Origin of the sequence: Methylophilus sp. UBA6697, from assembly GCF_002454655.1 — a bacterium.
Classification (GTDB): Bacteria; Pseudomonadota; Gammaproteobacteria; order Burkholderiales; family Methylophilaceae; genus Methylophilus.
Window position 1 is genome coordinate 54,975 of sequence record NZ_DKJH01000001.1, and the last position, 24,865, is coordinate 79,839.

A 24,865-nucleotide genomic window follows, 5' to 3' on the forward strand; every position below is an offset into this window, starting at 1 on the left:
ACTGCTTATGATGAGGGTTGTTCGATCACGGCATGCGCTTGCTGGTCTGCATGGTAACTGCTGCGTACCATCGGGCCGCTAGCGGCATTATCAAAGCCCATGGCGTCTGCATGTTGCTTAAACCAGTCAAAGGTTTGTGGCGTGACATAGCGCAATACCGGCAAGTGGTGCACGCTGGGCTGTAAATATTGACCTAATGTCAGCATGCTGACACCATGCGCGCGCAAGTCCCGCATCACTTCCAGAATTTCTTCATCAGTTTCGCCCAGGCCCAGCATCAGGCCGGATTTGGTCGGCACATGCGGATACATCTGGCTAAATTGCTTGAGCAAGTCGAGGGAGTGCTGGTAATCAGAGCCCGGGCGGGCCTGCTTGTAGAGGCGTGGCACGGTTTCCAGGTTATGGTTCATGACGTCCGGCGGCGCCTCGCGCAGGATTTTGAGTGAAACATCCAGGCGGCCACGAAAATCCGGTACCAGGATTTCTATTTTAATTTGCGGTGATTGGGCGCGAATGGCGCGGATGCAATCGACAAAGTGTTGGGCGCCACCGTCAGGCAAGTCATCACGGTCGACCGAGGTCACGACTACATAACGCAGTTTCATCTGTGCAATCGTGCGCGCCAGGTTTTCCGGTTCATTGGCATCTGGAGGCAACGGTTTGCCGTGGGCGACGTCGCAGAACGGGCAGCGGCGGGTACAAATATCACCCAGAATCATAAAGGTGGCGGTGCCGCCGCTAAAACATTCACCAATATTAGGGCAACTGGCTTCTTCGCACACAGTATGCAGGTTGTTATCGCGCAATACCTGTTTGATTTCCTGGAAGCGGGCCGAATCCGGCACCTTCATGCGTATCCATTCTGGTTTGCGCAGCATGGGTTGCGGCACGATTTTAATCGGAATACGCGAAGTCTTGGCTGCGTCGATTTCTTTGACACCGGCCACCTTTTTGGCCGGGCGCGCGTCGATTGGATGTTCTTGGGTGGAATTATCTGACATGCGTCAGTTTCTCTTTCAATCGTTGGGTTAAATCCGCTGCAATGTCAGTCATATTCAGCGCGATATTTAAATCCCGGGTTTGCGTCATCTGCATGCCAGCATAACCGCAAGGGTCAATGTCGGCAAACGGTTGTAGATCCATCTCTATATTCAAACTCAAGCCATGATAGCAGCACTGGTTTTTCAGGCGTAATCCGAGTGAGGCAATTTTTTTGCCATCCACATAAACGCCGGGTGCATCGGCACGCGCTTCGGCGGCAATGCCGTGTGCGGCCAGAAATTCTATCAGGCTGTTTTCCAAGATGGAGACGAGTTGCCGCACATTCAAGTGGCTGCGCGCCAGATCAACCAGGCAGTAAATGATTAACTGCCCGGGGCCGTGATAAGTGATTTTGCCGCCACGGTCTACATTGACCACCGGGATGCCGTTTTGCGGCAGGCGTACGCCACGGCGGTTAAGGCCCAGTGTATAGACCGGCGGATGTTCGGTGACCCACAGCTGGTCTGGCGTGTCTTGGTTGCGTGCTGCGGTAAATGCCTGCATGTCAGCCAGCGTGGCTGCATAATCAGTCAAGCCCAGCTGGCGGATTTGCAGAGCAGGCATGGAGGCAAAGCAGGTTACAGCACGACCTTGACCATCGGGTGCGAGGTCAGGCTGCGGTAGATATCGTCCAGTTGCGGTTTGGAGGTGACATACACCAGGCAGGTCAGGCTCAGGTATTTGCCATTGCTGCTGCCGCGCATTTCTATCAGGTGCGTGTCGAATTCTGGCCAATGGCCCTGAATCACGCGCGTGACTTCGAGTGTGAAGTCGTCATGTGTTTCGCCCATGACCTTGATCGGGAAGTTGGTGGGAAACTCAATCAGGGTTTCTTCCGCCGCAGGCGTTTGTTCTTGCTGGGTCATGGGGTTCACCTACCTTTGTGCTTGTTCCGCTTTATGACGACAAGGGTTTACTGCAAATACAGGCGGACCTGGTCGATCATGCGTGAGAAGATATTGCTGGCCTCAACGGCATGCACGGTCACCAGCGGCACACTGTGTACCACTTTGCCGCCTAGGCTAAAATCTACTGCACCCACGGTTTGATGCGCTTTTAATGGCGCTTCCAGTGGTTTTGCAATGCGCAGATTCGCCTTCATATTGGCATACTCACCTTGCGGTAATGTTAAATAGACTGGTTTGGCGACCGTTAAATCGACTTCGCTTTCGGTGCCTTTCCATACTTTTTGACGCGTAATGGCTTTGTCTGCTGCGTAAATCAGCTTGGACTCATAAAACTGGAAACCAAAGTTCAGCAGTTTCTGGCTTTCGGCCGCGCGTACATTATCTGAAGTGGTGCCGAGGACCACAGAAATCAAGCGGAAGTCACTACGTTTGGCTGAAGAAATCAGGCAATAACCTGCAGACTCCGTGTGGCCGGTCTTCATGCCATCCACGCTGGGGTCGAGAAACAGCAAGCGGTTGCGGTTAGGCTGCGTGATGTTGTTATAGGTATAAGACTTTTGTGAATACAGGCGCGCATAGTCTTGTGGATAGTCGCGAATCAGGGCATTGGCCAAGATCGACAAGTCGCGCGCAGTGGTGGTGTGCGTAGGGTCTGGCAAGCCTGTGGCATTTACAAAGTGGCTGTTTTTCATGCCCAGGGCCGCCGCTTTTTTGTTCATTAATGATGCAAATAACTCTTCACTACCCGCAATGCCTTCTGCCAGGGTAATGGCGGCATCATTGCCAGACTGGATAATCAGGCCATGTAACAGTTCATCCACCGTGACCGTCATGGTGGTATCGATAAACATTTTAGAGCCTTCGACTTTCCAGGCTTTTTGGCTGACCGGCAAGGTTTGTGTCAGTGCCAGGCGTTTTTGCTTTACCGCTTCAAACGTCAGGTAAGCCGTCATCACTTTCGTCAGTGACGCAGGCTCAACCGGCATATCCGGGTTACTCGCTGCCAGCAGACTGCCGGTATTGGCATCGCGCAGCACAAAGGCTTTGGCCGCCAATGTCGGTGTCGGCACATTGCCAGTGATGGCTTCGGCCGCCACGGTCATTAAAGGAATGGAAAGTAGAAAAGCAATACAGGAACGCCACATGGTCATCATTTATACGAGAATAAAAATTAATGAGAAGAAAACTGCTAACGGAAAAAGACTACCGCGAAAATATCAGTGCAGGTAACTGCAATTTGTCACGCATCTGGCTGGCGGCTTGCGCTGCTAATGCGTGATCCGGATAAGGCCCCAGCACAATCTGGAACGTTTTTCCATTATACACTTTGTTGAGTAGGGATTGTGTTTCTGGCAGGGTGGTGAAAATGCGCTGGTGCAGGCGGTCCGCATTTTCTTCCTGGCCAAATGCACCCACTTGTACATAAATGCCACCGGCTTCCAGTGTCGTCAGTGGGTTGGCGGATACTACGGCTGGTGTGGTGATTGCCTGGGTCGGTGTATTGCTGGCAGCAGGTGATGCCGATGGTTGTTGCGATGGGATTTGTTGCGACGGCGTTTGCTGGGTCGGGTCTATCAGTGACACCTCAACTTGTGCCGAGCCATGGCGAATAATATCCAGTTGTTTGGCCGCGGCGTAAGAGAGGTCTATGATGCGGTCACGGCCAAACGGGCCGCGGTCATTGACGCGTGCCATGATGGTTTTGCCATTGCTGAGGTTGGTGATGCGTACATAGCTTGGAATAGGCAACGTTCTATGCGCAGCGGTTAATTTGAACATGTCATAGGGTTCACCACTGGCAGTGCGGCGGCCATGGAATTTTTTGCCATACCACGAAGCATGTCCGGTTTGTGTGAACGGTGTGTTGATTTCAGACATCGGCGTCATGGTTTCACCATTGACGATATAGGGTTTGGTGGTGCCTTTGACAATCGGTTCCAGCTTGGGCGTGATGGTGGTTTCGAGCGGGATGTTCGGGTCTATGCCGTCAGTCGGATTGCCGCTAGTCTCTGGTTTGGGGTCGATGTTAATGACTTTGGGGCCACCAATGACTGAGCCATTCGTTGCGGGGTTGTTGGTAGCGGGAGTAGGTGTCGAGCTGGCAGCGCCGCTGGTGGCAGGCCTGGTCGGTGCCGCTGCTGGTGCGGTTTGCCGGGGAGGCATGCTGCTGCTACAAGCTGCCAGCCAGATGGCCAGCGTGACGATGCATAACCGTTGCAAGTAAAAAAACATCCTGTTCCTTAATCGGTGTTTACGCGCTTAATCCGTCGCCACCAAGCGTTTGTGCGATTGAACGCTCATCAGCAAGCCCAGGCTAAGGCCCAGGGTTAACAGTGAGGTGCCGCCGTAGCTCACCAGTGGTAATGGAATGCCGACCACAGGCAGGATACCGCTCACCATGCCCATATTCACAAAGCAGTAAGTAAAGAAAGTGGCGGCGATGCTACCCGCCAGCAAACGCGAAAAGGTACTCTTGGCTTGTGACGCGATAATGAAGGCGCGGCCGATAATAATGGTGAACAACAGCAATAACAGGCTGCAGCCAACCAGGCCAAACTCTTCAGCAAACACCGCAAAAATAAAGTCGGTCGTTCTTTCTGGCACAAAGTCGAGTTGTGACTGCGTACCATTGAGCCAGCCTTTGCCAGTGGTACCACCAGAGCCAATGGCGATGGTAGCCTGGATAATATGGTAACCAGCGCCTAGTGGATCCTGGCTGGGATCAATCAGGATCTCCACCCGACGACGCTGGTAATCATGCAGCATGGACCACAGAATTGGCAATGCGGCACCGAAGGCAACAGCGCTGCCCAAAATAAACTTCCAACTCAGCCCTGCCAGAAAAATGACATAAAAGCCTGACGCAAAGACCAGCGTGGCTGTGCCGAGGTCGGGTTGCTTGGCAATCAGCAACACGGGCGTGAGCAAAATGACGCCAGCGACGATGTAGTCTGCGGTACGCAGCATACTTTCACGTTTGGAAAAGTACCATGACAACATGATGGGTACCGCCAGTTTCATCAGTTCTGACGGCTGGATTTTGGTCACACCGAGGTTGAGCCAGCGTCGTGCGCCGTGGCTGATATCACCGACCAGTGCTACCGCAATCAGCAAGGCCAGCCCGAGCAGGTAGGCCGGTAGCGCAATGCGTTCTATATGTTGTGGCTGGGTATTGGCGACCAGGAACATCACCCCCAACATCACCACAATGTTGATTAACTGCGCATTCACCTTAAGCAGTGACTGGCCCGAGGCGCTGTAAAGTACCATGAGTGCTACCACCAGCACCATGAGCACCGTGGCCAGCAAAATCGAGTCGATATGCCGGATAAAATGGCCTATCCATTGTCTAATCATGAGGCTCCTCCTCGACTTCTGGTGCGTTGACGACAGCTGCTTCTGCCGCCGCTGCAGCTTGTGCCGCTGCCGGATCCACCGGGACTTTGCCCAGCAAGTAATAATCCATCACCTTGCGGGCAATGGGGCCTGCGGTAGAGCCACCGTGGCTGCCGTTTTCAACAATCACCGCCACGGCAATTTTTGGGTCTTCGGCTGGCGCATAGGCAATAAACCAGGCATGGTCGCGGTGGCGTTCATTAATCAGTTTTTCGTTGTATTTTTCATTTTGCTTGATGCCGACCACTTGTGCAGTACCCGTTTTAGCCGCGATGTCATAGCCGGCATTGGCGCCGATTGCTGCAGCGGTACCGCCTGGGCGGGTCACATCCATCATGCCCAGTTTCACAATATCCAGATTCTGCGCGCTCAAGTTGAGCTGGTCGGCAATGATGTGCGGCAACATTTTCACCTGGTTGGTTTTGGCGTTAACGATGGCATTGACCAGGTGCGGACGAATCGCCTTGCCGTTGTTGGCCAGCGTGGCCGTGGCATAGGCTAGCTGCATGGGCGTCACCAGCGTGTAGCCCTGGCCGATACCGACAATCACGGTTTCGCCCATGTACCAGGGTTGTTTATAGCGCCTTTGCTTCCAGGCAGGGGTTGGCAACAGACCGGACAACTCACCCTGGATATCAATATTGGTTTTTTCACCAAAGCCAAAATGGCGCACAAAATCTGTCAGGCGCTCAATGCCGAGCTCAACTGCCAGGCCGTAGAAAAAAGTGTCACAAGAGACGGTAATCGCCCTGCGCATATCCACTGCACCATGGCCGGACGGTTTCCAGTCCCGGTAGCGATGGCGGCTATTGGGCAGGGTGAAATAGCCGGGGTCACTAATGGTAAAGGGTGGCTGGCGTTTGCCGGATTCCAGGCCTGCCAGTGCAACGAATGGTTTAAATGTCGAGCCAGGTGGGTAGATGCCCTTGAGGCTGCGGTTAATCAGAGGCTTGTCTGGTGAGTTATTGAGGTTGTTCCAGTTGTCAAAATCAATGCCATCGACAAACAGGTTGGCATCAAACGACGGCATGCTCACCATAGATAGCACTTCGCCGGTTTTTGGCTGGATCGCCACTAATGCACCACGTCTGCCAGCAAACTCATGCTCGGCGATCTCCTGCATTTTGGCATCCATAGACAGCACAATATTGTTGCCTGAGGTGGGCGATGCGCTGGATAGCACACGCACCGCGCGGCCATCGGCGTCAATTTCTACCTGCTGGAAACCGGTGATGCCATGTAAGTCTTCTTCATAAGCCTGCTCGACCCCGGCTTTGCCGATGTGCTCAGTGCCTTTGTAATTCGACAGCTGGTTGCTTTCTTTGAGCTGTTTGAGGTCGTTTTCATTGATGCGGCTGATATAGCCGATGCCATGCGTGCCCAAGGTGCCATATGGATAATGGCGGAACAGGCGCGATTTGAGCTCAACGCCTGGGAAACGGAAGCGATTGACGGCGAACTTGGCCGCTTCATATTCGTTGAGGTGGGTGCGGATCGGGATACTTTCAAAGGTGTGACTCTGCGCGCGCAACTTCTTAAAGCGTTTTAAATCAGAGGCCGAGATTTCAACCAGTGCACCCAATTCGGCAATGGTGTCCTGCAAGCCATCGGTTTTAGACGGCGTGATTTCCAGCGTATACACAAAAAAGTTATGTGCCAGGATAATGCCATTACGATCCGAGATCAGGCCGCGGTTGGGTGTGATCGGGACAATCGAAATACGGTTATTTTCTGCCAGCGTCTGGTAGTAATCATAGCGGTAGACTTGCAGGAAATAGAAACGACCAAGCAGCGCGGAGAACGCGCTGAGGACCATTAATATCAGAAAAACCAGACGAACCCGGAACTTGTGCTGTTCGTTTTGATGGTTTTTGAGTTCAGTGCTATACCCCATGTGCTTATAACTTCTTCGGGCGGGTCAGCTCGCCAAACCAGATAATCATGAATTGCCACAATATCAGGTCGGAAACCACGGGCAGGCTGTAGGTCCAGTCCGGCAGCTCGCCGCCAGCAAACAGTTTGAGCAGTAAAATCAGCCCGCGTTGTACCCCAAACAGGAATATCACGTACAAATACAGTTGCCAGCGGTTAAATAGCACCAGGCGCCGTTGGTAAATCAGGCCCAGAAAAGCGGTGATGGCAAATGTCAGCGCGTGTTGGCCCAGCAGGCTGCCAGTGGATAAGTCGACCAGTAACCCGGCAAACCAGACCCAGCCGATATTGCAGTGATACGGGGCTTGTAGCACCCAGTAAATCATGATCACCAGCAAAAAGTCCGGGCGGATAATGACACCGGTGTTAGACCAAGGGTAGAGCTGGAATATCAGCCCGACCAACATGGTGAACAGGAAAGTGCTGAATTTTACCGGTTTCATGGGTGCTCCGGCGCGGCAGGGGCCGTGGTGTTTTCAGGGGCAGGGGCTGCACCCGAGGTGGCTGCAGCGGCGCCAGGCTCGGTGCTGGGGGAGTCCAGCACAGGCGTTTCGGTCGCCGGGTGCGGGTCAACCGCGGCATTATTTTTTTGCAGCACTTCAACTACCGATTGATCCAGATGCTGTGCGTTGTTGCGCGGCAACACCGGTTTGTTTTCGCTGGATGGGTTAATGGCGGGTGACTCAGGTACTTTGAGGATCAGCACATGCTTGTGGTTATTCACGCCAGCAATCGGGCGGCTAATGATTTTGGCAAAAGGCGAATCCTGGCTTTGTTTGATCTGGGTGACCACGGCGACGGCTAAGCCCGCCGGGTAGACGCCATCAATACCGGATGTGACCAGCTTGTCGCCCACTTTAATATCCACGCTGGTCGGCAGGTAGGGAATGTCCAGCGTGTTGCGCTTGCCTTCACCAAAGGCAATCGCGCGCAACTGGTTGCGCTCAATCTGNNTGTTCATCGACTACGGCCTGGCCAGGCGTAATGTGATGGCGGCTGCCACGGTTGAGCGTGATGATGTTGCTGAACGGGTCGCGACCCATGTGCAATACTTCGCCCAGGGTAGCCTGTGGAATAATCGGTGCATCGCCCGCCAGCAGTGTGCGTAAATGTGCATTTTCAGCATCCACGGTCGCCAGGCGCTGCAAGGCGGCATTGTCTATCAGTGACTGCTGCTTGAGTTTGAAATTGTCTTGAATCAGCTGGTTGTGTGAGGTGAAGTAGGTGTTGATGTTGCGGCCCCACTCATTAGGTGCACTGGCCAGCACTTCCAGGGGGTGCAAGGCGGTGCTGAACCATTGCCTGACCTGGCTCAGGTAGTCAAAGCGCGCGTCCACCGCCATCATGACCAGTGACAGCGTGCAAAAAAACATCAGGCGTGAGAAAGGCTTAGGTCCCTGGATAAAAAAAGCCGGGGACTCCTGCGGATCAAGCTGTTGGTGTATGCCTTTTAGCATAATCGGGTGCGCGCCATCGTTGCCCCGAATTATTCGCTAGCAAAAACGTTGCCCAGCTTGTCCATTTCTTCCAGTGCGCGACCACAGCCACGTGCGACGCAAGTCAGTGGGTCTTCTGCCACGATCACTGGCAAACCGGTTTCTTCCACCAGCAGGCGATCCAGGTCACGCAGCAGGGCGCCACCACCGGTCAATACCATGCCTTTTTCGGCAATGTCGGCACCCAGTTCTGGTGGGGTTTGTTCCAGGGCAGATTTTACCGCACCAACGATAGAGTTTAATGGTTCGGTCAGGGCTTCCAGGATTTCGTTACTGGAGATAGTGAATTTACGTGGCAAGCCTTCTGCCAGGTTGCGGCCAGTGACTTCCATTTCCAACACTTCAGAACCCGGGAAGGCGGAGCCGATTCTTTTCTTGATCGCTTCAGCGGTTGGCTCGGAAATTTGCATGCCGTAGTTGCGGCGGATGTAGTCAATAATCGCCTGGTCAAACTTGTCACCACCGACACGCTCAGACTTGGCGTACACAATGCCGCCCAGTGAGATCACGCCCACTTCGGTCGTGCCGCCACCGATATCCACCACCATGGAGCCTGTCGCTTCAGCGACTGGCATGTCGGCACCAATCGCAGCAGCCATGGGTTCTTCAATCAAAAACACTTGTTTGGCACCGGCGCGCTCAGCGGATTCTTTAATCGCGCGACGCTCAACCTGGGTGGAGCCTACCGGCACACAGATAATGATGCGTGGGCTAGGGGAGAACCAGCGGGATTCGTGTACTTTACGGATAAAAAACTTGAGCATTTGCTCGGTGATGGTGAAGTCGGCAATCACACCGTCCTTCATCGGGCGGATGGCCTGGATATTGGCTGGTGCACGGCCCAGCATGCTTTTCGCATCTGAACCGACGGCCAGTAACACCTTTTTGCCGTTGGGGCCGCCTTCGGTACGAATCGCCACCACCGACGGTTCATCCAGAACGACGCCCTTACCACGCACGTAGATCAAGGTGTTGGCGGTGCCAAGGTCAATGGCAAGGTCATTGGAGAAGTAGCTGTTGAGTGAACCGAACATGTTTTATCCTGTGAAGTTTCCGACTTTAGAACTGCTCGCTAAGTGCGGCATAAAATCAAGGTATAATAGCGCAAAACGCACATGAAATTAAGATGTGCTTTCAAAATCTTACAGACAATTAACCAGAACATGGCACTGAATCTAGATGATATCAAGCGTATCGCTCATCTGGCCCGTATTGAGGTCAGCGAGAGTGAAGCGCAGGAAACCCTGAACAAGCTATCCGGCATCCTCGGTTTGATCGAGCAAATGCAGGCGGTCGACACCACAGGCATTGTCCCTATGTCGCACTCGCAAGACGTGACGCAGCGCCTGCGTGAAGACGTGGTCACCAAAACGAACCAGCGCGAGCTGTTCCAGTCTATTGCCCCGGCAACACAGGATGGTCTGTACCTGGTGCCAAGAGTCATCGAATAACAGCGGTTTTCTACGCGATTTTACGGTTCTTATTATGATTAACAGCAGTCTCAAGCAGCTGGGCCAGCAGTTGGCCAGCAAACAAGTATCCAGTGTCGAGCTGACGCAAGCCTATTTGCAGCGCATGACGCAGCTCAATCCGACCATTAATGCCTACGTCACCATCGACGAGGATAAAACGCTGGCGCAGGCCAAGGCAGCTGATGCACGCATTGCCACTGGTGATTTCGGCCCGCTGACCGGAATCCCGCTGGCGCAAAAAGACATTTTCTGTGCCAAAGGCTGGCGCACCACCTGTAGCTCAAAAATGCTGGAGACCTTTATCTCTCCGTATGATGCACATGTCATCAGCCAGTTTGATGCTGCAGGCGCTGTGAACCTGGGTAAAACCAATATGGACGAGTTCGCCATGGGCTCCTCCAACGAAACCAGCTATTTTGGTGGCGTGAAAAACCCGTGGGACTTTGACCGTGTGCCGGGTGGTAGCTCAGGCGGTTCTGCCGCCGCGGTGGCCGCACGTTTGTGTGCCGCTGCGACGGGCACCGATACCGGCGGCTCCATCCGCCAGCCGGCCTCTTTGTGCGGTTTTACTGGCCTCAAGCCCACCTATGGCCTGGTGTCGCGTTACGGCATGATTGCGTTTGCATCTTCACTCGACCAAGCGGGCCCGATGGCCAAATCCGCCGAAGACTGTGCACTCATGCTGAATGTCATGGCGGGGTTTGATGAGCGTGACTCCACCAGCGTCAATCGTGAAAAAGAAGACTACACCCGCGGCCTGGCTGCCCTGACCGGCGAGCAGCCACTCAAAGGTTTGCGCATAGGCCTGCCTAAAGAATACTTTGCCGAAGGCCTGAGTGCCGATGTGGCCAAGGTCATCGAAACCGCCATTGCCGAATACAAAAAGCTGGGCGCCGAAATCGTAGAAATCAGTTTGCCTAATAACAATCTGTCGATTCCGGTCTATTACGTGCTGGCTCCGGCAGAAGCCTCCAGCAACCTGTCACGCTTTGACGGTGTACGTTATGGCCACCGTGCTGCCGAATACAACGACCTGATGGAAATGTATATGAAGTCGCGCGCCGAAGGCTTTGGTGCCGAGGTCAAACGCCGTATCCTGATTGGTACGTATGTATTAAGTGCCGGTTATTACGATGCTTACTATCTCAAAGCACAGCAAATTCGCCGTCTGATTGCGCAAGATTTTGTCGAAGCATTTAAGCACTGTGATGTGATCATGGGGCCAGCTGCCCCTTCGACAGCCTTTAAGGCCGGAGAGAAGACCAGTGACCCGGTCGCCATGTACCTCGAAGATCTGTATACCATCGCTGTTAACCTGGCCGGTTTGCCAGGCATGAGTATTCCAGCTGGTTTTGCGGCTAACTCAGAAGGTAAGTCCTTGCCGGTAGGCTTGCAGATTATCGGTAATTATTTTGATGAGGCGCGCATGCTGGAGATCGGCCACGCTTATCAACAAGTGACAGACTGGCACACACGTATGCCGGAGGGAATTTAAATGCAGTGGGAAGTCGTCATCGGGTTGGAAACTCATACTCAGTTACAAACTAAATCTAAACAGTTTAGCGGCGCTTCGACCACCTATGGTGCTGCGCCAAATACACAGGCTTGCGAAGTGAGCATCGCTTTACCCGGTGTATTGCCGGTACTGAACAAAGAAGCCGTCGAATGTGCCATTAAGTTTGGCCTGGCGATTGATGCTGAGATGGCGCCACGCAGTGTGTTTTCCCGCAAGAATTACTTTTATCCGGATTTACCTAAAGGCTACCAGATCAGCCAGTTTGAGTTGCCGGTGGTCGGTAAAGGCAAAATCACCATCCAGGTGCCTGCGACTAAAAGTACCGAAGCCTACGAAAAAGTCATTAACATCACGCGTGCGCATCTGGAAGAAGATGCCGGTAAATCGGTGCATGATGCGGTTGAAGGCATGTCCGGCATAGATCTCAACCGTGCAGGGACGCCGTTGCTGGAAATTGTGACTGAGCCAGATATGCGCAGCGCAGCGGAAGCGGTGGCTTATGCCAAGAAATTGCATGAACTGGTGCAATGGATAGGTATCTGTGATGGCAACATGCAAGAAGGTAGTTTCCGTTGTGATGTCAACGTGTCGGTGCGTCCAAAAGGCACTGAGAAATTAGGTACCCGTCGCGAAATCAAGAACCTCAACTCGTTCAAGTTTATGCAGCAGGCAATCGAGTACGAGACACAATGGCAAATTGAGACGCTGGAAGATGGCGGCACCATTCAGCAGGCAACCGTGCTGTTTAATCCGGATACGGGTGAAACGCGTGCCATGCGTAGCAAGGAAGAAGCCAACGATTACCGTTACTTCCCAGACCCTGACTTATTGCCGCTGGAAGTCACCGAAGCAGATAAGGCACGTGTGAAGGCCGAGATGCCAGAACTGCCGCAAGCTTTGCAAGCGCGCTTCAGCAGTGAATACCAACTCTCCAGTTATGATGCCAGCACCCTCACGGCCTCACGCAGTCTGGCCGATTATTTCGTTGCTGTGGTCAATGCTGGTGCTGAGCCTAAACAGGCCGCTAACTGGGTGATGGGCGCGTTGTCAGCCAAGCTGAATGCCGAAGAAAAAGCCATTGCTGATAGCCCGTTGTCTGCTGTGCAGCTGGCTGCTTTACTCAAGCGTATTGCTGATAACACTATCTCTAACAATGCCGCCAAGCAGGTGTTTGAAGGTTTGTGGGCCGGTGAGGGCGAAGTGGATGCCATTATTGAGGCCAAAGGCCTCAAACAGGTCTCTGATACTGGCGCCATTGAAGCGATTATCAATGAAGTACTGGCCGCTAACCAGGCGATGGTGGATGAATACAAAGCCGGTAAAGAAAAAGCTTTTAATGCGCTTGTTGGCCAATGTATGAAAGCCTCCAAAGGCAAGGCCAATCCGGCCCAAGTCAACGAACTGCTTAAGGCTAAACTGGGCTAAAGCGGATTATCCTGCTGTGGTATGGCAGGATAATATGGACGGACCTTATTCTTCTTCAAGCCAGTTGTTATTAATGGCAATCAAATCTGGCAGGCACTGCAACATGGCGTCGACGACAGCCGGGTCAAAGTGCTTGCCACGATTGGCTTCAATTTCTGCAATGGCATCTTCCACAGGCCAGGCCTCTTTGTAGGGGCGCTTGTTGAGTAAGGCATCAAATACGTCAGCCACCGCCACAATGCGGGCCTCCACCGGAATAGCCTCCCCTTTTAAGCCGAACGGATAACCGCTGCCATCCCATTTTTCATGGTGGTAAAGGGCGACGGAGTGTGCCAGCTTGATCAGGGGGGATGTGGAATTGTCGAGGATTTTTGCACCCATTTCCGGGTGCTTCCGCATTAACTCCAGCTCTTCATCGTTCAATTTTCCTGGTTTGAGCAATACATGGTCAGGAATGCCAATTTTGCCGATGTCATGCATGGGCGCAGCATGGATCAATTGTTCGGAGAAATGCGGATCCATACCCATTTGCAAGGCCAGTCTGCCAGACACATGACTCATACGCATGACATGCATGCCGGTTTCATTATCCTTGAACTCGGCAGCGCGGCCTAAACGCTGGATCAGTTCCAGGTGGGTGCGTTTCAGTTCGTCGATATGTACCAGTGATAAGTGCGTTTTGACGCGTGCTCGCACCAGGGCGGGTGAAATCGGTTTATTGATGTAATCCACACCGCCTGCGGCAAAGCCTTCAGACTCATCGGCCTCTTCCGCCAATGCGGTGACAAAAATGACCGGGATGGTGTTGGTTTCCGGGTCGCTTTTGAGCTGTCTACAGACTTCGAAGCCAGTCATGCCTGGCATCATCACATCCAGCAAAATCAGGCCGGGTCTTTCTTTTTTGACCAACTCCAATGCGTCCATACCGTTTTTGGCAAAACTCAAACGGTAATTGTCCTGTAGCACCTGCTTCAACACTTTAAGGTTAAGTGGTTCATCGTCAACAATCAGAATTTTTGCTTGTTGCGCGCTGTTGTCCATCATGAGGAAGTCTCCTGGGTCTGGATTGCCAGTAGCTGGTCAATATGCATGGTCGCTTGCTCAAAGTCAAAATCATTCAATAGCTGCGCAATGGTATTCAAGGCCTGGCGCCACGCTGCAGGGGCATGCTGAACGAGTTTGCTGACGAGCGCATCATCCAGCTCATTCATGACGATCAGTGTACGTAGTTCTTGCAGCCAGCCTAATAGTTGCGCAGCTGGCAGTTGAGCTTCATGCGTAGAGGCGGTCACTGCCTGCTGTAATAGCAAGGGTGTGATGGACGCATGCAGTGACTGTACGTGTGTTTGCAACTGAGTCACCAGTGCAGTGCAGGTGTGCCACTGATCCTCGCTCACTTGTTCCAGTGCGTGATAGCTGTCCTGAATGTTGCTTAGGGCGAGATTGGCGCTGACACCTTTATTAGCATGCGCGAGTTGCTTCACCGTGGCGTAATCCTGCGTTGCGATTGCGTGCTTAAGGGTAGTGATGTGCTTGCGTGATTCTTGCACATAAACATTGATTTCATGCAGGTAAGTTTGCTGGTCACCCCACAACTGGATACCTTTTTTCAGGTCGAAATGCGCCGTTACGGGCGGCGATGGGGTGGTGTCGGTGGCCATTGCCACAGGTTCCAGTTGTAATACACGCTGAATTTCTGCTAGTAATAATGGCAGTTCAATCGGTTTGGACGCAAAGCCATCCATGCCGGCTTCGGCGGCGGCTACCCGGTCCTGATCAAGCACGCTGGCTGTCAGCGCAATAATCGGCGTTCTGGCCCTGCCGGATTGTTGCTCTAATGCGCGTATATGCATGCTGGCGCTGAGGCCATCCATGACAGGCATTTGGACATCCATCAAAATCACGTCGTACGGCTGGGTTTGCCAGGCGTCGACGACTTCCTGACCATTGCTGGCCAGGGTGAGTTGATGGCCTTGTTTTTCCAGCACAATGTTTAATAGCCTGCGGTTTTGCTCAATATCATCTGCAGCCAGAATTTTCAGTGCGGGCAAGGTCAATGCTAACGCATTATTTTGTACTGAGTTTTCTGGCGCGCGGCCTTCAGTGAGCGGCAAAATCACTGAAAAACAGCTGCCGTTGCCAATTTTGCTGCTGGCGGTAATGCGGCCACCCATTAACTCTACCAATTGTTTGCTAATGGTGGTGCCCAGTCCGGTGCCACCGAAGCGGCGGCTCATTGAAGCATCGGCCTGGGTAAATGGCTCAAAAATCACATCCAGCCGGTTTGCATCAATGCCGATGCCAGTATCAATGATGTCAAATTGCACTTCGCCTTGCGGTGTCAGGTGCACATTGAGTTCAACATGACCTTTTTCGGTAAATTTAATCGCATTGCCCAGCAGATTGGTGAGCACCTGGCGAATGCGATGCTCGGCGCCGATGTAGTAACCAGCGGTTTCCGGGGCTAAATTCAGCCGCAAGTCCAACTGTTTTTTGCGCGCCTGTAACCAGAGGGATGAGATCAGGCTATCTACCATTTCGCGCATGGAGAAATCCAGCATCTCCAGCTCCAGCATGCCTTTTTCCAGTTTGGCACTGTCTAAAATATCATTGAGCAAATGCAGCAAGGACTTGGCGGATTGGCTGATGGTGGATAAATAGTTGCGCTGTTCCGGTTGCATGGCGGTATCCAGCAGCAATTCGCTAAAGCCGATAATGGAATTCATCGGTGTGCGAATCTCATGACTCATATTGGCCAGAAACGTACTTTTTGCATTAGCCGCTTGTTCAGCGGTTTCTTTTGCCTGTCGCATTTCCTGTTCCATTTGCTTGCGTTCGCTGATGTCCATCATAAACATCAGTACTTTAATCACTTTGCCATCGACATCGCGAATCGGGCTGTATGAGGCGTTGATCCAAACCGTTTTACCCGCTTTGCCATAACGCAAAAACTCGCCATGCACGAACTCACCCTGGCGCAAGGATGACCATTTTTTCTTGTAGGTGTCGGTCAGGGCAAAGTCGGGCGGGCAGAAAATGGAGTGATGACGGCCTTCGATGTCGTCGGCCTGGTAGCCAAGCAGGTCAAGGAAGTTCTGGTTGGCGGAAATCACAAAGCCGTCGATAGTAAATTCGGCCACGCTGGTGGAGTAATTGATCGCATTGACGATGCCTTCGAATTCGGCATTTTTCTGCTTGGACTCGGTGATGTCCAGCAGTACGCCATCCATGGCATACGGTATGCCGTCTTTATTCAGCAGCGGGGAAGCGAATGCTGATACCCATTTTTCACTACCGTTGCGATCCGTGATCCTGAACTCCACTTCAAAACTTTCAAGCTTGGCAATGGCTTTTGCCGCAATCGGGCGCACACGTGCGATATCGTCAGGATGCATCAAGGGCGAAAAGCGTAATTGTCCGCTGAGAAAGTCCTGCGCTGGCCAGCCTGTCATCTGCAGCACAGCATCGCTGATCAGTTGTATGCTCCAGTCGTCCGCCAGGCTGACGCGAAACGTCACACCTGGGATATTGTTCATCATAGATTGAATCTGCTGATCTTTTTGTCGCACAGACTCTTCAATAGCTTTGCGCAGGCTGAGGTCGGTGATGAAGCCCACGTATAAGGTTTCATTGGCAAGCTTGACTTCACCAATCGCCAGCCTGATCGGAAAGGTTGAGCCATCTTTGCGCATGGCATCCAGATCGCGGCCTTCGCCCATGATTTTTGCCTGGCCCGTTGCCTGGTAATTTTTCAGGTAATAAAGGTGATTGGAGCTGTCCGGTTCTGGCATCAGCAGGGAAATATTTTTGCCTTTCATTTCTGCTTTGGTCCAGCCGAACAGTTTTTCGACGGCGTCATTGCAGGCGATCATTTCGCCAGTGGTATTGATGGTGACGATACCGTCTACGGCTGTATCCAGAATGGTCGACAAGCGTGTTTCACTGGCCTGGATGGTCGCCAGCATTTGCCGGTAGCGTATCAGGGCGTTAATCGCCGTGGCGATGATGCCGATGAGGATAGTGACCAGCGTAATGCCCAGTGCCATGGTGATGGATTGGTTGTCATCCGGGTTAAAGCCGGGTTTCGCTTCGCCCAGAAAGCGCGCAGACGCCATGCCGGTATAGTGCATGGCGGTGATGGCGCTGCCCATGAGCACACCGCCCAGGATGATGCTCACTTTGGGCGGGATTTTGCCTTTCTGGTTTAAAAAGATGCCTGTCCACAGGGACAGCGTGGATAAAGCCACGGCGACCACCACTGAAACCAATACCCATACCAGGTCAAACTTGAGCACAGGCTCCATGCGCATGGCGAGCATGCCGATGTAATGCATGGCACCAATGCCTGCGCCGACGGCAAATCCGCCTTTAATCAATTTGCGGTAGTCGATCTGGTTTTCAGACATCAGGCTCAGGGCATAGTGTGACGCCAGAATGCCTGGCATCATAGAGACCAGGGTCGCATCGGGATAATAGGAAACCGGCGTGCAGATTTGATAGGCCAGCATGCCAATAAAGTGCATGGCCCAGATGCCGGCACCTAATGATACTGAGCTGGCGATAATCGAAAACCGGCGTGAAACCACAGATGTCTGTTTTTGTGACAGGCGCGTTAATTGCAGGGCCAGAATAGAGGAGCCGATGGCGACCACGGCCGATAACACCACCAGCCAATCATCATAGCTGCCATAGAGCAGGGCGGTTGGAGCGCCTGCTCTGAAAAAGAAAATACCGTACCAATCCATGCTTGATTTGCCTTGTGAGTCCCTGTTTGACTACTTCCCACGTATAGTCTAGCGGGTACAGCTCTGCACTAAATAGCGGAATAATTGCAGGTTCGGTGCTTAGTTTTTTAAATTACTGCTCGTTTTGATTGATATTGCGATCAGCCTGATTGAAAAACCCTGCCGAAGCAGGGTTTTTTGGCGCAAAGCAATCCATGCTAGTGCGTGCAAAGCGCGTGGCAAATCAACTGGTAGCAAATGGTCATAAAACCGACGGTGGTGATGACGAAGCTGATGGCGGAAAATACTTTCCACTTGGTTTTGCTCCAGAAGTCCGGGTCAAACGCCGCAATCACAAACACGGTCGGGTTAGTAAAGCCACCAATCGCCACGCAAACACAGGCAAAATAGTGCAACTCAACGCCTGCCGCTTTGGCCGCCCCAAAAAATCCCAGGTTAAACAAGGCCATTAAGGCATAGTCAACGTGGGCGCGGATCATGGTTTTGTAATCGACCAGAAAATCGCCATCTATACCTTTGATGGGAAACCAGCGCGCGAATGTCATCAACCACGCTGACAGAATTAAAGCGGTAGTACAGGCCACGGCCCCTATGAGTAAAGCTTCCATTATGATCTCTCCTGAGTTCCTGATTGAAATAAATCCCGTATGTTTTTATAGTCGGGTGACATGATTGTAGACAGGTCTGTCTATTTGTCAATGGCAGGCAGTTGCAAAACTTTGTTTTGCTTGCGTTATCAGGTGTTTTCGCGCACAATCCGTCCGTTGCTAGGGGTCTGTACATCCTTGATTTATTCCAGGTTTTGCAGTGAGAGTTACCCTTCGAACCTGATGTGGTTAATACCACCGTAGGGAATGCAAACCTTCACATGCATCCTTACGTCTTTTTCTTTTAAGGATGCCAATGAACGCTATTGATAAAAATATCAAGTTCGTCAACGCTGATGCTAAAGTTGACGAAGCTGCTACCAAACCGTTTGCCAAATCGCGCAAAATCTACGTTGAAGGTTCCCGCCCTGATATCCAGGTGCCATTCCGTGAAATTTCATTGAGTGATACACCGTCCAGTTTTGGCGGTGATACCAATCCACCCGTCGTGGTCTACGACACTTCAGGCCCTTACACTGACCCGACGGTCGAGATTGATATCCGTAATGGTTTGCCAGCCTTGCGTGCCCAATGGATCATGGAGCGTGGCGATGTGGAGCAACTGGATGGCCCGACCTCTGAGTTTGGTCATCAGCGCCTGGTAGATCCACAGTTGGCAGAAATGCGCTTTAACCTGCACCGTAAACCATTGCGTGCAAAGGCTGGCCAAAACGTGAGCCAGATGCACTATGCGCGTAAAGGCATCATTACGCCGGAGATGGAATTTATCGCCATCCGCGAAAACCAGCGCCGTGAAAATATGAGCGAATTGCTGCAAACACAGCATCCTGGCCAGAATTATGGCGCCAGCATTCCAGCCGTGATTACGCCAGAGTTTGTACGTGACGAAGTGGCCCGTGGCCGCGCCATTATCCCAGCCAACATCAACCACCCTGAAATCGAGCCGATGATTATTGGCCGTAACTTCCTGGTCAAAATCAACGCCAACATCGGTAACTCAGCCCTCGGTTCTTCGATCTCTGAAGAAGTAGAGAAAATGGTATGGGGCACGCGTTGGGGCGGCGATACCGTAATGGATCTGTCTACTGGTAAAAACATCCACGAAACCCGTGAGTGGATTATCCGTAACTCACCTGTGCCGATTGGCACTGTGCCTATCTACCAGGCCTTGGAAAAAGTAAACGGTAAAGCCGAAGACCTGACTTGGGAAATCTTCCGCGATACGCTGATCGAGCAGGCAGAGCAAGGTGTGGACTACTTCACCATTCATGCAGGTGTGCGTTTAGCGTACATCCCGATGACCGCAAAACGTATGACCGGTATCGTGTCACGCGGTGGTTCGATTATGGCGAAATGGTGTTTGGCGCATCACCAAGAATCCTTCCTGTATACGCACTTCGAAGATATCTGCGAAATCATGAAGCAGTACGATGTGTCCTTCTCACTGGGTGATGGCTTGCGTCCTGGTTCTATCTATGACGCTAACGACGAAGCGCAGTTTGCCGAGTTGAAAACATTGGGTGAACTGACACAAATCGCCTGGAAGCACGATGTACAGTGCATGATTGAAGGCCCAGGTCACGTGCCGATGCACCTGATTAAAGAGAACATGGACCTGCAACTGGAACACTGTGGCGAAGCCCCATTCTACACATTGGGGCCTTTAACTACCGACATTGCACCAGGTTATGACCACATCACTTCCGGTATCGGCGCCGCCATGATCGGCTGGTACGGCTGTGCCATGCTGTGTTACGTCACCCCGAAAGAGCACTTGGGCTTGCCGGACAAAGAAGACGTACGCGTGGGTATCATTACTTACAAGATTGCTGCGCACGCTGCAGACTTGGCAAAAGGTCACCCAGGCGCACAAATTCGTGACAATGCTTTATCAAAAGCACGTTTCGAATTCCGCTGGGAAGATCAGTTCAATATCGGCCTCGATCCTGAAAAAGCCCGCGAATTTCATGANNGGGAAGACCAGTTTAACCTCGGCCTGGATCCGGAAAAAGCCAAGGAATTCCACGACGAAACCTTGCCACAAGAGGGCGCTAAACAAGCCCACTTCTGCTCCATGTGTGGTCCACATTTCTGCTCGATGAAGATCACACAAGACGTCCGTGATTATGCGGATAAGCTGGGGGTTGATGAACAAGCCGCCCTGCAAAAAGGTATGCAGGAAAAAGCGATTGAATTCGTGAAAAAAGGGAGCGAGGTTTATCAGAAGGTGTAACCAGTCTGATTAACGCTTAAAAGCCAGCAGCGATGCTGGCTTTTTTTATGGCTATTTGCGACACGTGCCAGACAATATGCGGCCTGTTTTCTGCAAAGTGCCTGGGGCACAACATCAGTCACGGTAACGGTGTTAAGGTTTGTCTATCTATGCCAAAGGGGTGTGCCATGTCGTCTATTCTGGATAATGTGCTGAAAGAATTACCTGCTTATTTGGGTAGTTTTACCCAGCTGCTGACGCAGCCAAAGCAACTGGTGCGTGACCATTTGCAGACTGACGATGCCAAAACCAGGCTGGAGCAGTCGATTGCATTCTTGTTACTCTCATTCACTATTGCGGTTGTGCTGGCGGTGGTGTTTCCCGAAATGACCAATCCTGTGCAATTGGCCAGTGATGAAGCTGGCATGGCCGCACATGCGCTGGCGGCGGTACGGTTATTGTTCGAATTATTGGGTTTGTCGGCGCTGGCTTATCTGGCGGCTAAAGTCGCAGGGGTGCAAAGTGGTTTTCAGCGCTTTTTCGGGGTGATGTGTGCGGCTTGCGGCGTCATGCTGGTGATACAGGTGCTTGCTGCCTCGCTCACCAATATCAGCCTGGCTGACCCGGTGACCGCAAAATCGTGGATAGCGCTGGAAAAAGGTATGGCAGACCTCAAGCCCTTGCTGGAGCAAGGCGTGCTTTGCGCGACCAATGCCCAGACGGGTGACGTGAGTCCCAATGCGCAGCTGGGCACACAACTACAATCTCAGCTAGCGGCGTTGCAGGCCATTTATCTGCAGGCAACCGACCGGCCCTTGTTTAAGCTGGCGGCCGGACTGCAATTGCTGGCATTGCTTATTCTGCTGATCTGGTCAGGTCGGCTATGGGCGCTGTATCTGCAAGGCCATGCACTCAGTACCGGTAAGGTGGTATTGGCGACGGTATTGCTCGTTGTATTTACTGGTGCAGGCACGCTGGTGTATGAGCTGGTGAATGCCGGGCGCACCATGATGGACTTATACCGGCATTGCGGATGAATTATTTGGCAGGTATTTGCGGCGTTTATTCCCTGATTCTGTCATAGCAACCCGCGTTATAGTCCACCATCTACTCAAGCGGCTAAAGGGCATCCATCATGGCGGACAACCTGCAAAGCAGTATCGTAAGGGATTTTCGGCAGACATTGTTGTGGCCGATACAGTTGATGACAGACCAGCACAGTGCTGGCGAGGTGCATTGTCCCTGGCAACTGCTAAAAGCCGCGCCTGACTCGCCGTGGGTTGAGATACAAGACGAGTTTCTGCAGGCTTCTCCGTATTTGAGCGAAGCACGCTATCAGGAGTTTGTGACGTTTTTGCCGTTTGCCCAGCGCTTTTTGTATGGTGAAGGCAAACATGGTCGTGAGTCTGGCGGCTATGGTGAGTCGCCCATCCATATTTTCACGCGTAGCGATATTCACCAGGTGCGTATTACCCTGCATGACGAGCCTGAGCCCATCGTCCTGCGGGTGTCTCACGTCGAGTTGTATTTCTTTTTTGATATTGATGTCGCCATGCTGGCATTTGAGGTGACAGGTAAAGACCTGCCATTGAAATCTGCCATGGAGGTGATGTACCGCCTGGGCCGGACTTACCCTAACTATTGGGATGATACGGGCGAAGGCGGTCACTGTGCCCAGTTGATTGAATGGCTGGATCAGCAGGGTCAGGTGCTTGCGCGCTCTGATTATGAAGACAAAGCGCGTTATCTCTCTTATGTGAAAGAAAACCATGTGCCTTGCGTGTCATTGCACTGGCTGGCGTTGCTGCATCCTTTGGTGCCCCATTATTCCGACCAGGCCGGAGCCTTACGCTACCGTGAAATTGAGTACCAGCGCATGCCCTTGATGGCCTACCTGTCGTTTGATGATGTCAGCCAGCTGAGTCGGGGCGACCTGATCCGCCTTGGCCTGGTGTGCCAACCCTGGCATTCAGAAACCCTGCCATTTACCGAACACTTTTTGCAGGAATTCGAAAAGCATAATTGCTATGACCGCTATTGGGACGAAGCCCGGCAAGACCCGTGGAGTACTACCCGCATCATGTGTACCGGGCAAAATTTTGTCGTCGTCGGCAGTCATCAGCACCGCGTATTTACCAATGAGCGGACCGGTATCAAGCGTCATTACCAGAACCAGTATTTCCTGCTGTTTTTAATCGCACATTTTCAAAAAGCCGCTTTGCTGATGCTGTCAGACCGCATGGTGCAAGCTATTAGCCGCCTCGATATCCAGAGCGAAGACTCGGTGAAAAATTTCCGCAACCGTATCCGTAATGCTACTGCGGTGTTTTTACGTTTTACGCATCGCTATTGGTTTGAAAACGTCTCAGACCAGGCTGTGGCTAAAGACCTGTTTTCACTGATGCTGAAACAACTGGATTCGGTGAGCCTGTTTGAAAAAACCCGCCGCCGCATTATGGACATGGCCGAGTATCTGGAAGGCGAGGAAATCAAGCGCCAGGCCGACACCGTTGTCCGTCTGACCGTCGTGACGATTCTGGGCCTGATTGGCACCATGACCACAGGTTTGCTGGGTATGAACTTGATTGATCTTACGCAATCCAGCACACTGGAGAAACTGGCCTATTTTTCGGTCGTGTTTATCCCGGTCAGCTTGCTCACGTTTTACACCGTCATTAAATCCAGGCGGCTGTCATTGTTTCTGGATGCACTTTCCAACGAGGGCGCAGGCTTGCGCTATAAATTGGCCAAGCTGCGCAGTGTCTGGGTCGGTAAGCTGGATGATCGATAAAGCGATGCTCAAAGATGGATGACAATACTGCCAAGTCCAACAGTTGTTAAAAAGTGAATCTTTGTGCTTAAACACTATCAAAGTAAAACCAGCGAAAACTGGCAATATTGATAGGAGAACGACATGAGACGCAGGCTCTATTTTGTTTTACCCAATATTAGAAGTGCGCAAGCCATGATGAATGAGTTGCTGCTGGAACGCATTGATGAAGATCATATTCATTTTCATGCAAAAAATGAGCAGACCCTGGGTAACTTGCCAAAAGCCAACGCGGTAGAAAAGTCTGATGTGGTTTACAGCGCGATGGCGGGTTTTGTGTTTGGTGCCGTGTTCGGGCTGTTTGGCGGCATGCTGGCTTATTTGGTGCCCTGGTGGTTTGGTGAGGTCACGTTGATGGTGATCCCGTATTGCATGGTGTTAGGCGCCTTGTCATGTGCTGCCTGGGCAGCGACGGTGGCGACAGCCGCGCCCAGTTACCGGATCAAGTCATATTCTGCCCAAATTGAGCAGGGCAATATCTTGATGATTGTGTCTGTGCCCTTGCGCCGGCTGAGTGAGGTGCGTCAGCGGCTGATGCGACATCATCCGGAGGCCATGTATAGTGGTGTCTGGCCAGCAGAGCATCGGCTCTTTCCGTAAACATCGACTGATGAAATACAAAAGCCAGCATTGCTGGCTTTTGTATTTAACGGGCTTCTTTTAACCAGATCGGGCTAAGCTCAAAACTACCGCCCTCATAACTGACCAGGATTTGCCGGTCCTGGATGGTAAAGCTGATCGTCAGTCCGCGCGCAGCAGCGGCCGCCAATTGCTCAGTCTCGGGCAGATTAATCACGGTCACATTGTCGTGCTTGAGCACTGCTTTATGGTTCTGATCCCACCACATATCCGCCGTTCTGCCGCCATAGAGCACTTGCACTACCTGCGTCGACCGACCGCAGGCTTTGCGGATGTCGCGCTCATCAGGCAAGCCCACGCAAATCCAGCGTTCAATCGCCCCGGTCAGGTCTTTTTGCCAGAGGTCGGGCTCATCATCTTCGCTCAGGCCTTTGCCAAATAGCAGCGTTTCCTCTGCATATAGTGCGAAGGCCAGCAGGCGCACCATCAAGCGTTCATCGGTCTCGGACGGGTGTTTGGCCAGCGTAAGATGATGTTGCTGGTAATAGTGCCGATCCATGTCTGCAATATTGACATCGATTTTATAAATGGTGGATTTCAGGGCCATGCGTCAGTGGGCTTGAGTGATAAAAGTAAAAGTGCTGCGAGTATAGCAAACATGCGCGTGCACATGGGGCTGGCGACGTATGTATCTGCCAGGCTACA

The 24,865-nt window shown here is 52.3% G+C and carries 21 protein-coding genes and 1 riboswitch; of the genes, 7 read left to right on the forward strand and 14 right to left on the reverse strand.

The features are described from left to right. Nucleotides 1–5: 5 nt before the first annotated feature. The 10 genes from lipA to B3355_RS00295 all read right to left on the reverse strand — a co-directional run bounded on the left by lipA (nt 6) and on the right by B3355_RS00295 (nt 9,807). Complete coding sequence (gene lipA, locus B3355_RS00250; RefSeq protein WP_019880866.1) at nt 6–1,001, reverse strand: lipoyl synthase; 996 nt, start codon at nt 999–1,001, stop codon at nt 6–8. Further along, a complete protein-coding gene (gene lipB / locus B3355_RS00255; protein WP_292778992.1) occupies nt 991–1,605 on the reverse strand; it encodes a lipoyl(octanoyl) transferase LipB in 615 nt (204 codons plus the stop codon). The genes lipA and lipB overlap by 11 nt, the downstream gene beginning before the upstream one ends. A 14-nt stretch (nt 1,606–1,619) precedes the next feature. Continuing rightward, nucleotides 1,620–1,907: an HP0495 family protein gene (locus B3355_RS00260; protein ID WP_019880868.1), complete on the reverse strand. Its 288-nt coding sequence runs from the start codon at nt 1,905–1,907 to the stop codon at nt 1,620–1,622. Between the two features lie 47 nt (nt 1,908–1,954). Further along, nucleotides 1,955–3,052, reverse strand: a complete 1,098-nt coding sequence (locus B3355_RS00265; protein WP_019880870.1) for a D-alanyl-D-alanine carboxypeptidase family protein — start codon at nt 3,050–3,052, stop codon at nt 1,955–1,957. A 100-nt stretch (nt 3,053–3,152) separates the two neighbouring features. Further along, nucleotides 3,153–4,181, reverse strand: coding sequence for a septal ring lytic transglycosylase RlpA family protein (locus B3355_RS00270; protein WP_292778996.1), 1,029 nt, complete (start codon nt 4,179–4,181; stop codon nt 3,153–3,155). Nucleotides 4,182–4,208: 27 nt separating this feature from the next. Beyond that, entirely contained in the window at nt 4,209–5,306 is a 1,098-nt protein-coding gene (gene rodA / locus B3355_RS00275) for a rod shape-determining protein RodA (protein WP_024930280.1), read from the reverse strand. Further along, complete coding sequence (mrdA, locus tag B3355_RS00280; RefSeq protein ID WP_019880874.1) at nt 5,299–7,239, reverse strand: penicillin-binding protein 2; 1,941 nt, start codon at nt 7,237–7,239, stop codon at nt 5,299–5,301. Before mrdA ends, rodA begins: the two co-directional genes overlap by 8 nt. A gap of 4 nt (nt 7,240–7,243) precedes the next feature. Next, complete coding sequence (gene mreD, locus B3355_RS00285; protein ID WP_019880875.1) at nt 7,244–7,720, reverse strand: rod shape-determining protein MreD; 477 nt, start codon at nt 7,718–7,720, stop codon at nt 7,244–7,246. After that, complete coding sequence (gene mreC, locus B3355_RS00290) at nt 7,717–8,238, reverse strand: rod shape-determining protein MreC (protein ID WP_292779003.1); 522 nt, start codon at nt 8,236–8,238, stop codon at nt 7,717–7,719. Before mreC ends, mreD begins: the two co-directional genes overlap by 4 nt. A gap of 525 nt (nt 8,239–8,763) precedes the next feature. After that, entirely contained in the window at nt 8,764–9,807 is a 1,044-nt protein-coding gene (locus tag B3355_RS00295) for a rod shape-determining protein (protein ID WP_018985380.1), read from the reverse strand. Nucleotides 9,808–9,936: 129 nt separating this feature from the next. Between B3355_RS00295 and gatC the strand changes: the two genes are divergently transcribed. From gatC to gatB, 3 genes are read left to right on the forward strand one after another with little or no spacing between them, the layout of a single operon-like run. After that, the gene (gene gatC / locus B3355_RS00300; RefSeq protein ID WP_024930282.1) at nt 9,937–10,224 is read left to right on the forward strand and encodes an Asp-tRNA(Asn)/Glu-tRNA(Gln) amidotransferase subunit GatC; all 288 of its coding nucleotides are present in this window, start codon (nt 9,937–9,939) and stop codon (nt 10,222–10,224) included. 34 nt (nt 10,225–10,258) lie between these two features. After that, the gene (gene gatA / locus B3355_RS00305; RefSeq protein WP_047515487.1) at nt 10,259–11,740 is read left to right on the forward strand and encodes an Asp-tRNA(Asn)/Glu-tRNA(Gln) amidotransferase subunit GatA; all 1,482 of its coding nucleotides are present in this window, start codon (nt 10,259–10,261) and stop codon (nt 11,738–11,740) included. Beyond that, nucleotides 11,741–13,186, forward strand: a complete 1,446-nt coding sequence (gene gatB, locus B3355_RS00310; protein ID WP_019880880.1) for an Asp-tRNA(Asn)/Glu-tRNA(Gln) amidotransferase subunit GatB — start codon at nt 11,741–11,743, stop codon at nt 13,184–13,186. A 45-nt stretch (nt 13,187–13,231) separates the two neighbouring features. Here the strand turns inward: gatB and B3355_RS00315 are convergent, their stop codons facing one another. The 3 genes from B3355_RS00315 to B3355_RS00325 form a co-directional block, all read right to left on the reverse strand. After that, a complete protein-coding gene (locus tag B3355_RS00315) occupies nt 13,232–14,230 on the reverse strand; it encodes a response regulator (RefSeq protein ID WP_292779015.1) in 999 nt (332 codons plus the stop codon). Continuing rightward, nucleotides 14,227–17,931, reverse strand: a complete 3,705-nt coding sequence (locus B3355_RS00320; protein ID WP_292779018.1) for a PAS domain S-box protein — start codon at nt 17,929–17,931, stop codon at nt 14,227–14,229. The genes B3355_RS00315 and B3355_RS00320 overlap by 4 nt, the downstream gene beginning before the upstream one ends. A gap of 197 nt (nt 17,932–18,128) precedes the next feature. After that, the gene (locus B3355_RS00325) at nt 18,129–18,539 is read right to left on the reverse strand and encodes a hypothetical protein (protein ID WP_019880883.1); all 411 of its coding nucleotides are present in this window, start codon (nt 18,537–18,539) and stop codon (nt 18,129–18,131) included. 151 nt (nt 18,540–18,690) lie between these two features. Beyond that, nucleotides 18,691–18,803, forward strand: a riboswitch (TPP riboswitch). A 31-nt stretch (nt 18,804–18,834) separates the two neighbouring features. Between B3355_RS00325 and thiC the strand changes: the two genes are divergently transcribed. The 4 genes from thiC (at nt 18,835) to B3355_RS00345 (ending at nt 24,181) form a co-directional block, all read left to right on the forward strand. Further along, complete coding sequence (thiC, locus tag B3355_RS00330; RefSeq protein ID WP_292779021.1) at nt 18,835–20,772, forward strand: phosphomethylpyrimidine synthase ThiC; 1,938 nt, start codon at nt 18,835–18,837, stop codon at nt 20,770–20,772. A 167-nt stretch (nt 20,773–20,939) separates the two neighbouring features. After that, nucleotides 20,940–21,788 (forward strand): hypothetical protein, encoded by an 849-nt coding sequence (locus B3355_RS00335; protein WP_292779024.1) that lies wholly within the window; start codon nt 20,940–20,942, stop codon nt 21,786–21,788. Nucleotides 21,789–21,886: 98 nt separating this feature from the next. Then, nucleotides 21,887–23,542 (forward strand): hypothetical protein, encoded by a 1,656-nt coding sequence (locus B3355_RS00340; protein WP_292779027.1) that lies wholly within the window; start codon nt 21,887–21,889, stop codon nt 23,540–23,542. Between the two features lie 123 nt (nt 23,543–23,665). Continuing rightward, the gene (locus B3355_RS00345) at nt 23,666–24,181 is read left to right on the forward strand and encodes a hypothetical protein (RefSeq protein ID WP_292779030.1); all 516 of its coding nucleotides are present in this window, start codon (nt 23,666–23,668) and stop codon (nt 24,179–24,181) included. A gap of 46 nt (nt 24,182–24,227) precedes the next feature. On the opposite strand, the gene B3355_RS00350 is transcribed toward B3355_RS00345, so the two are convergent. Beyond that, nucleotides 24,228–24,767 carry a YaeQ family protein gene (locus tag B3355_RS00350; RefSeq protein ID WP_292779033.1) on the reverse strand — a complete coding sequence of 180 codons (540 nt, stop codon included), beginning with the start codon at nt 24,765–24,767 and terminating at the stop codon, nt 24,228–24,230. Nucleotides 24,768–24,865: the final 98 nt, after the last annotated feature.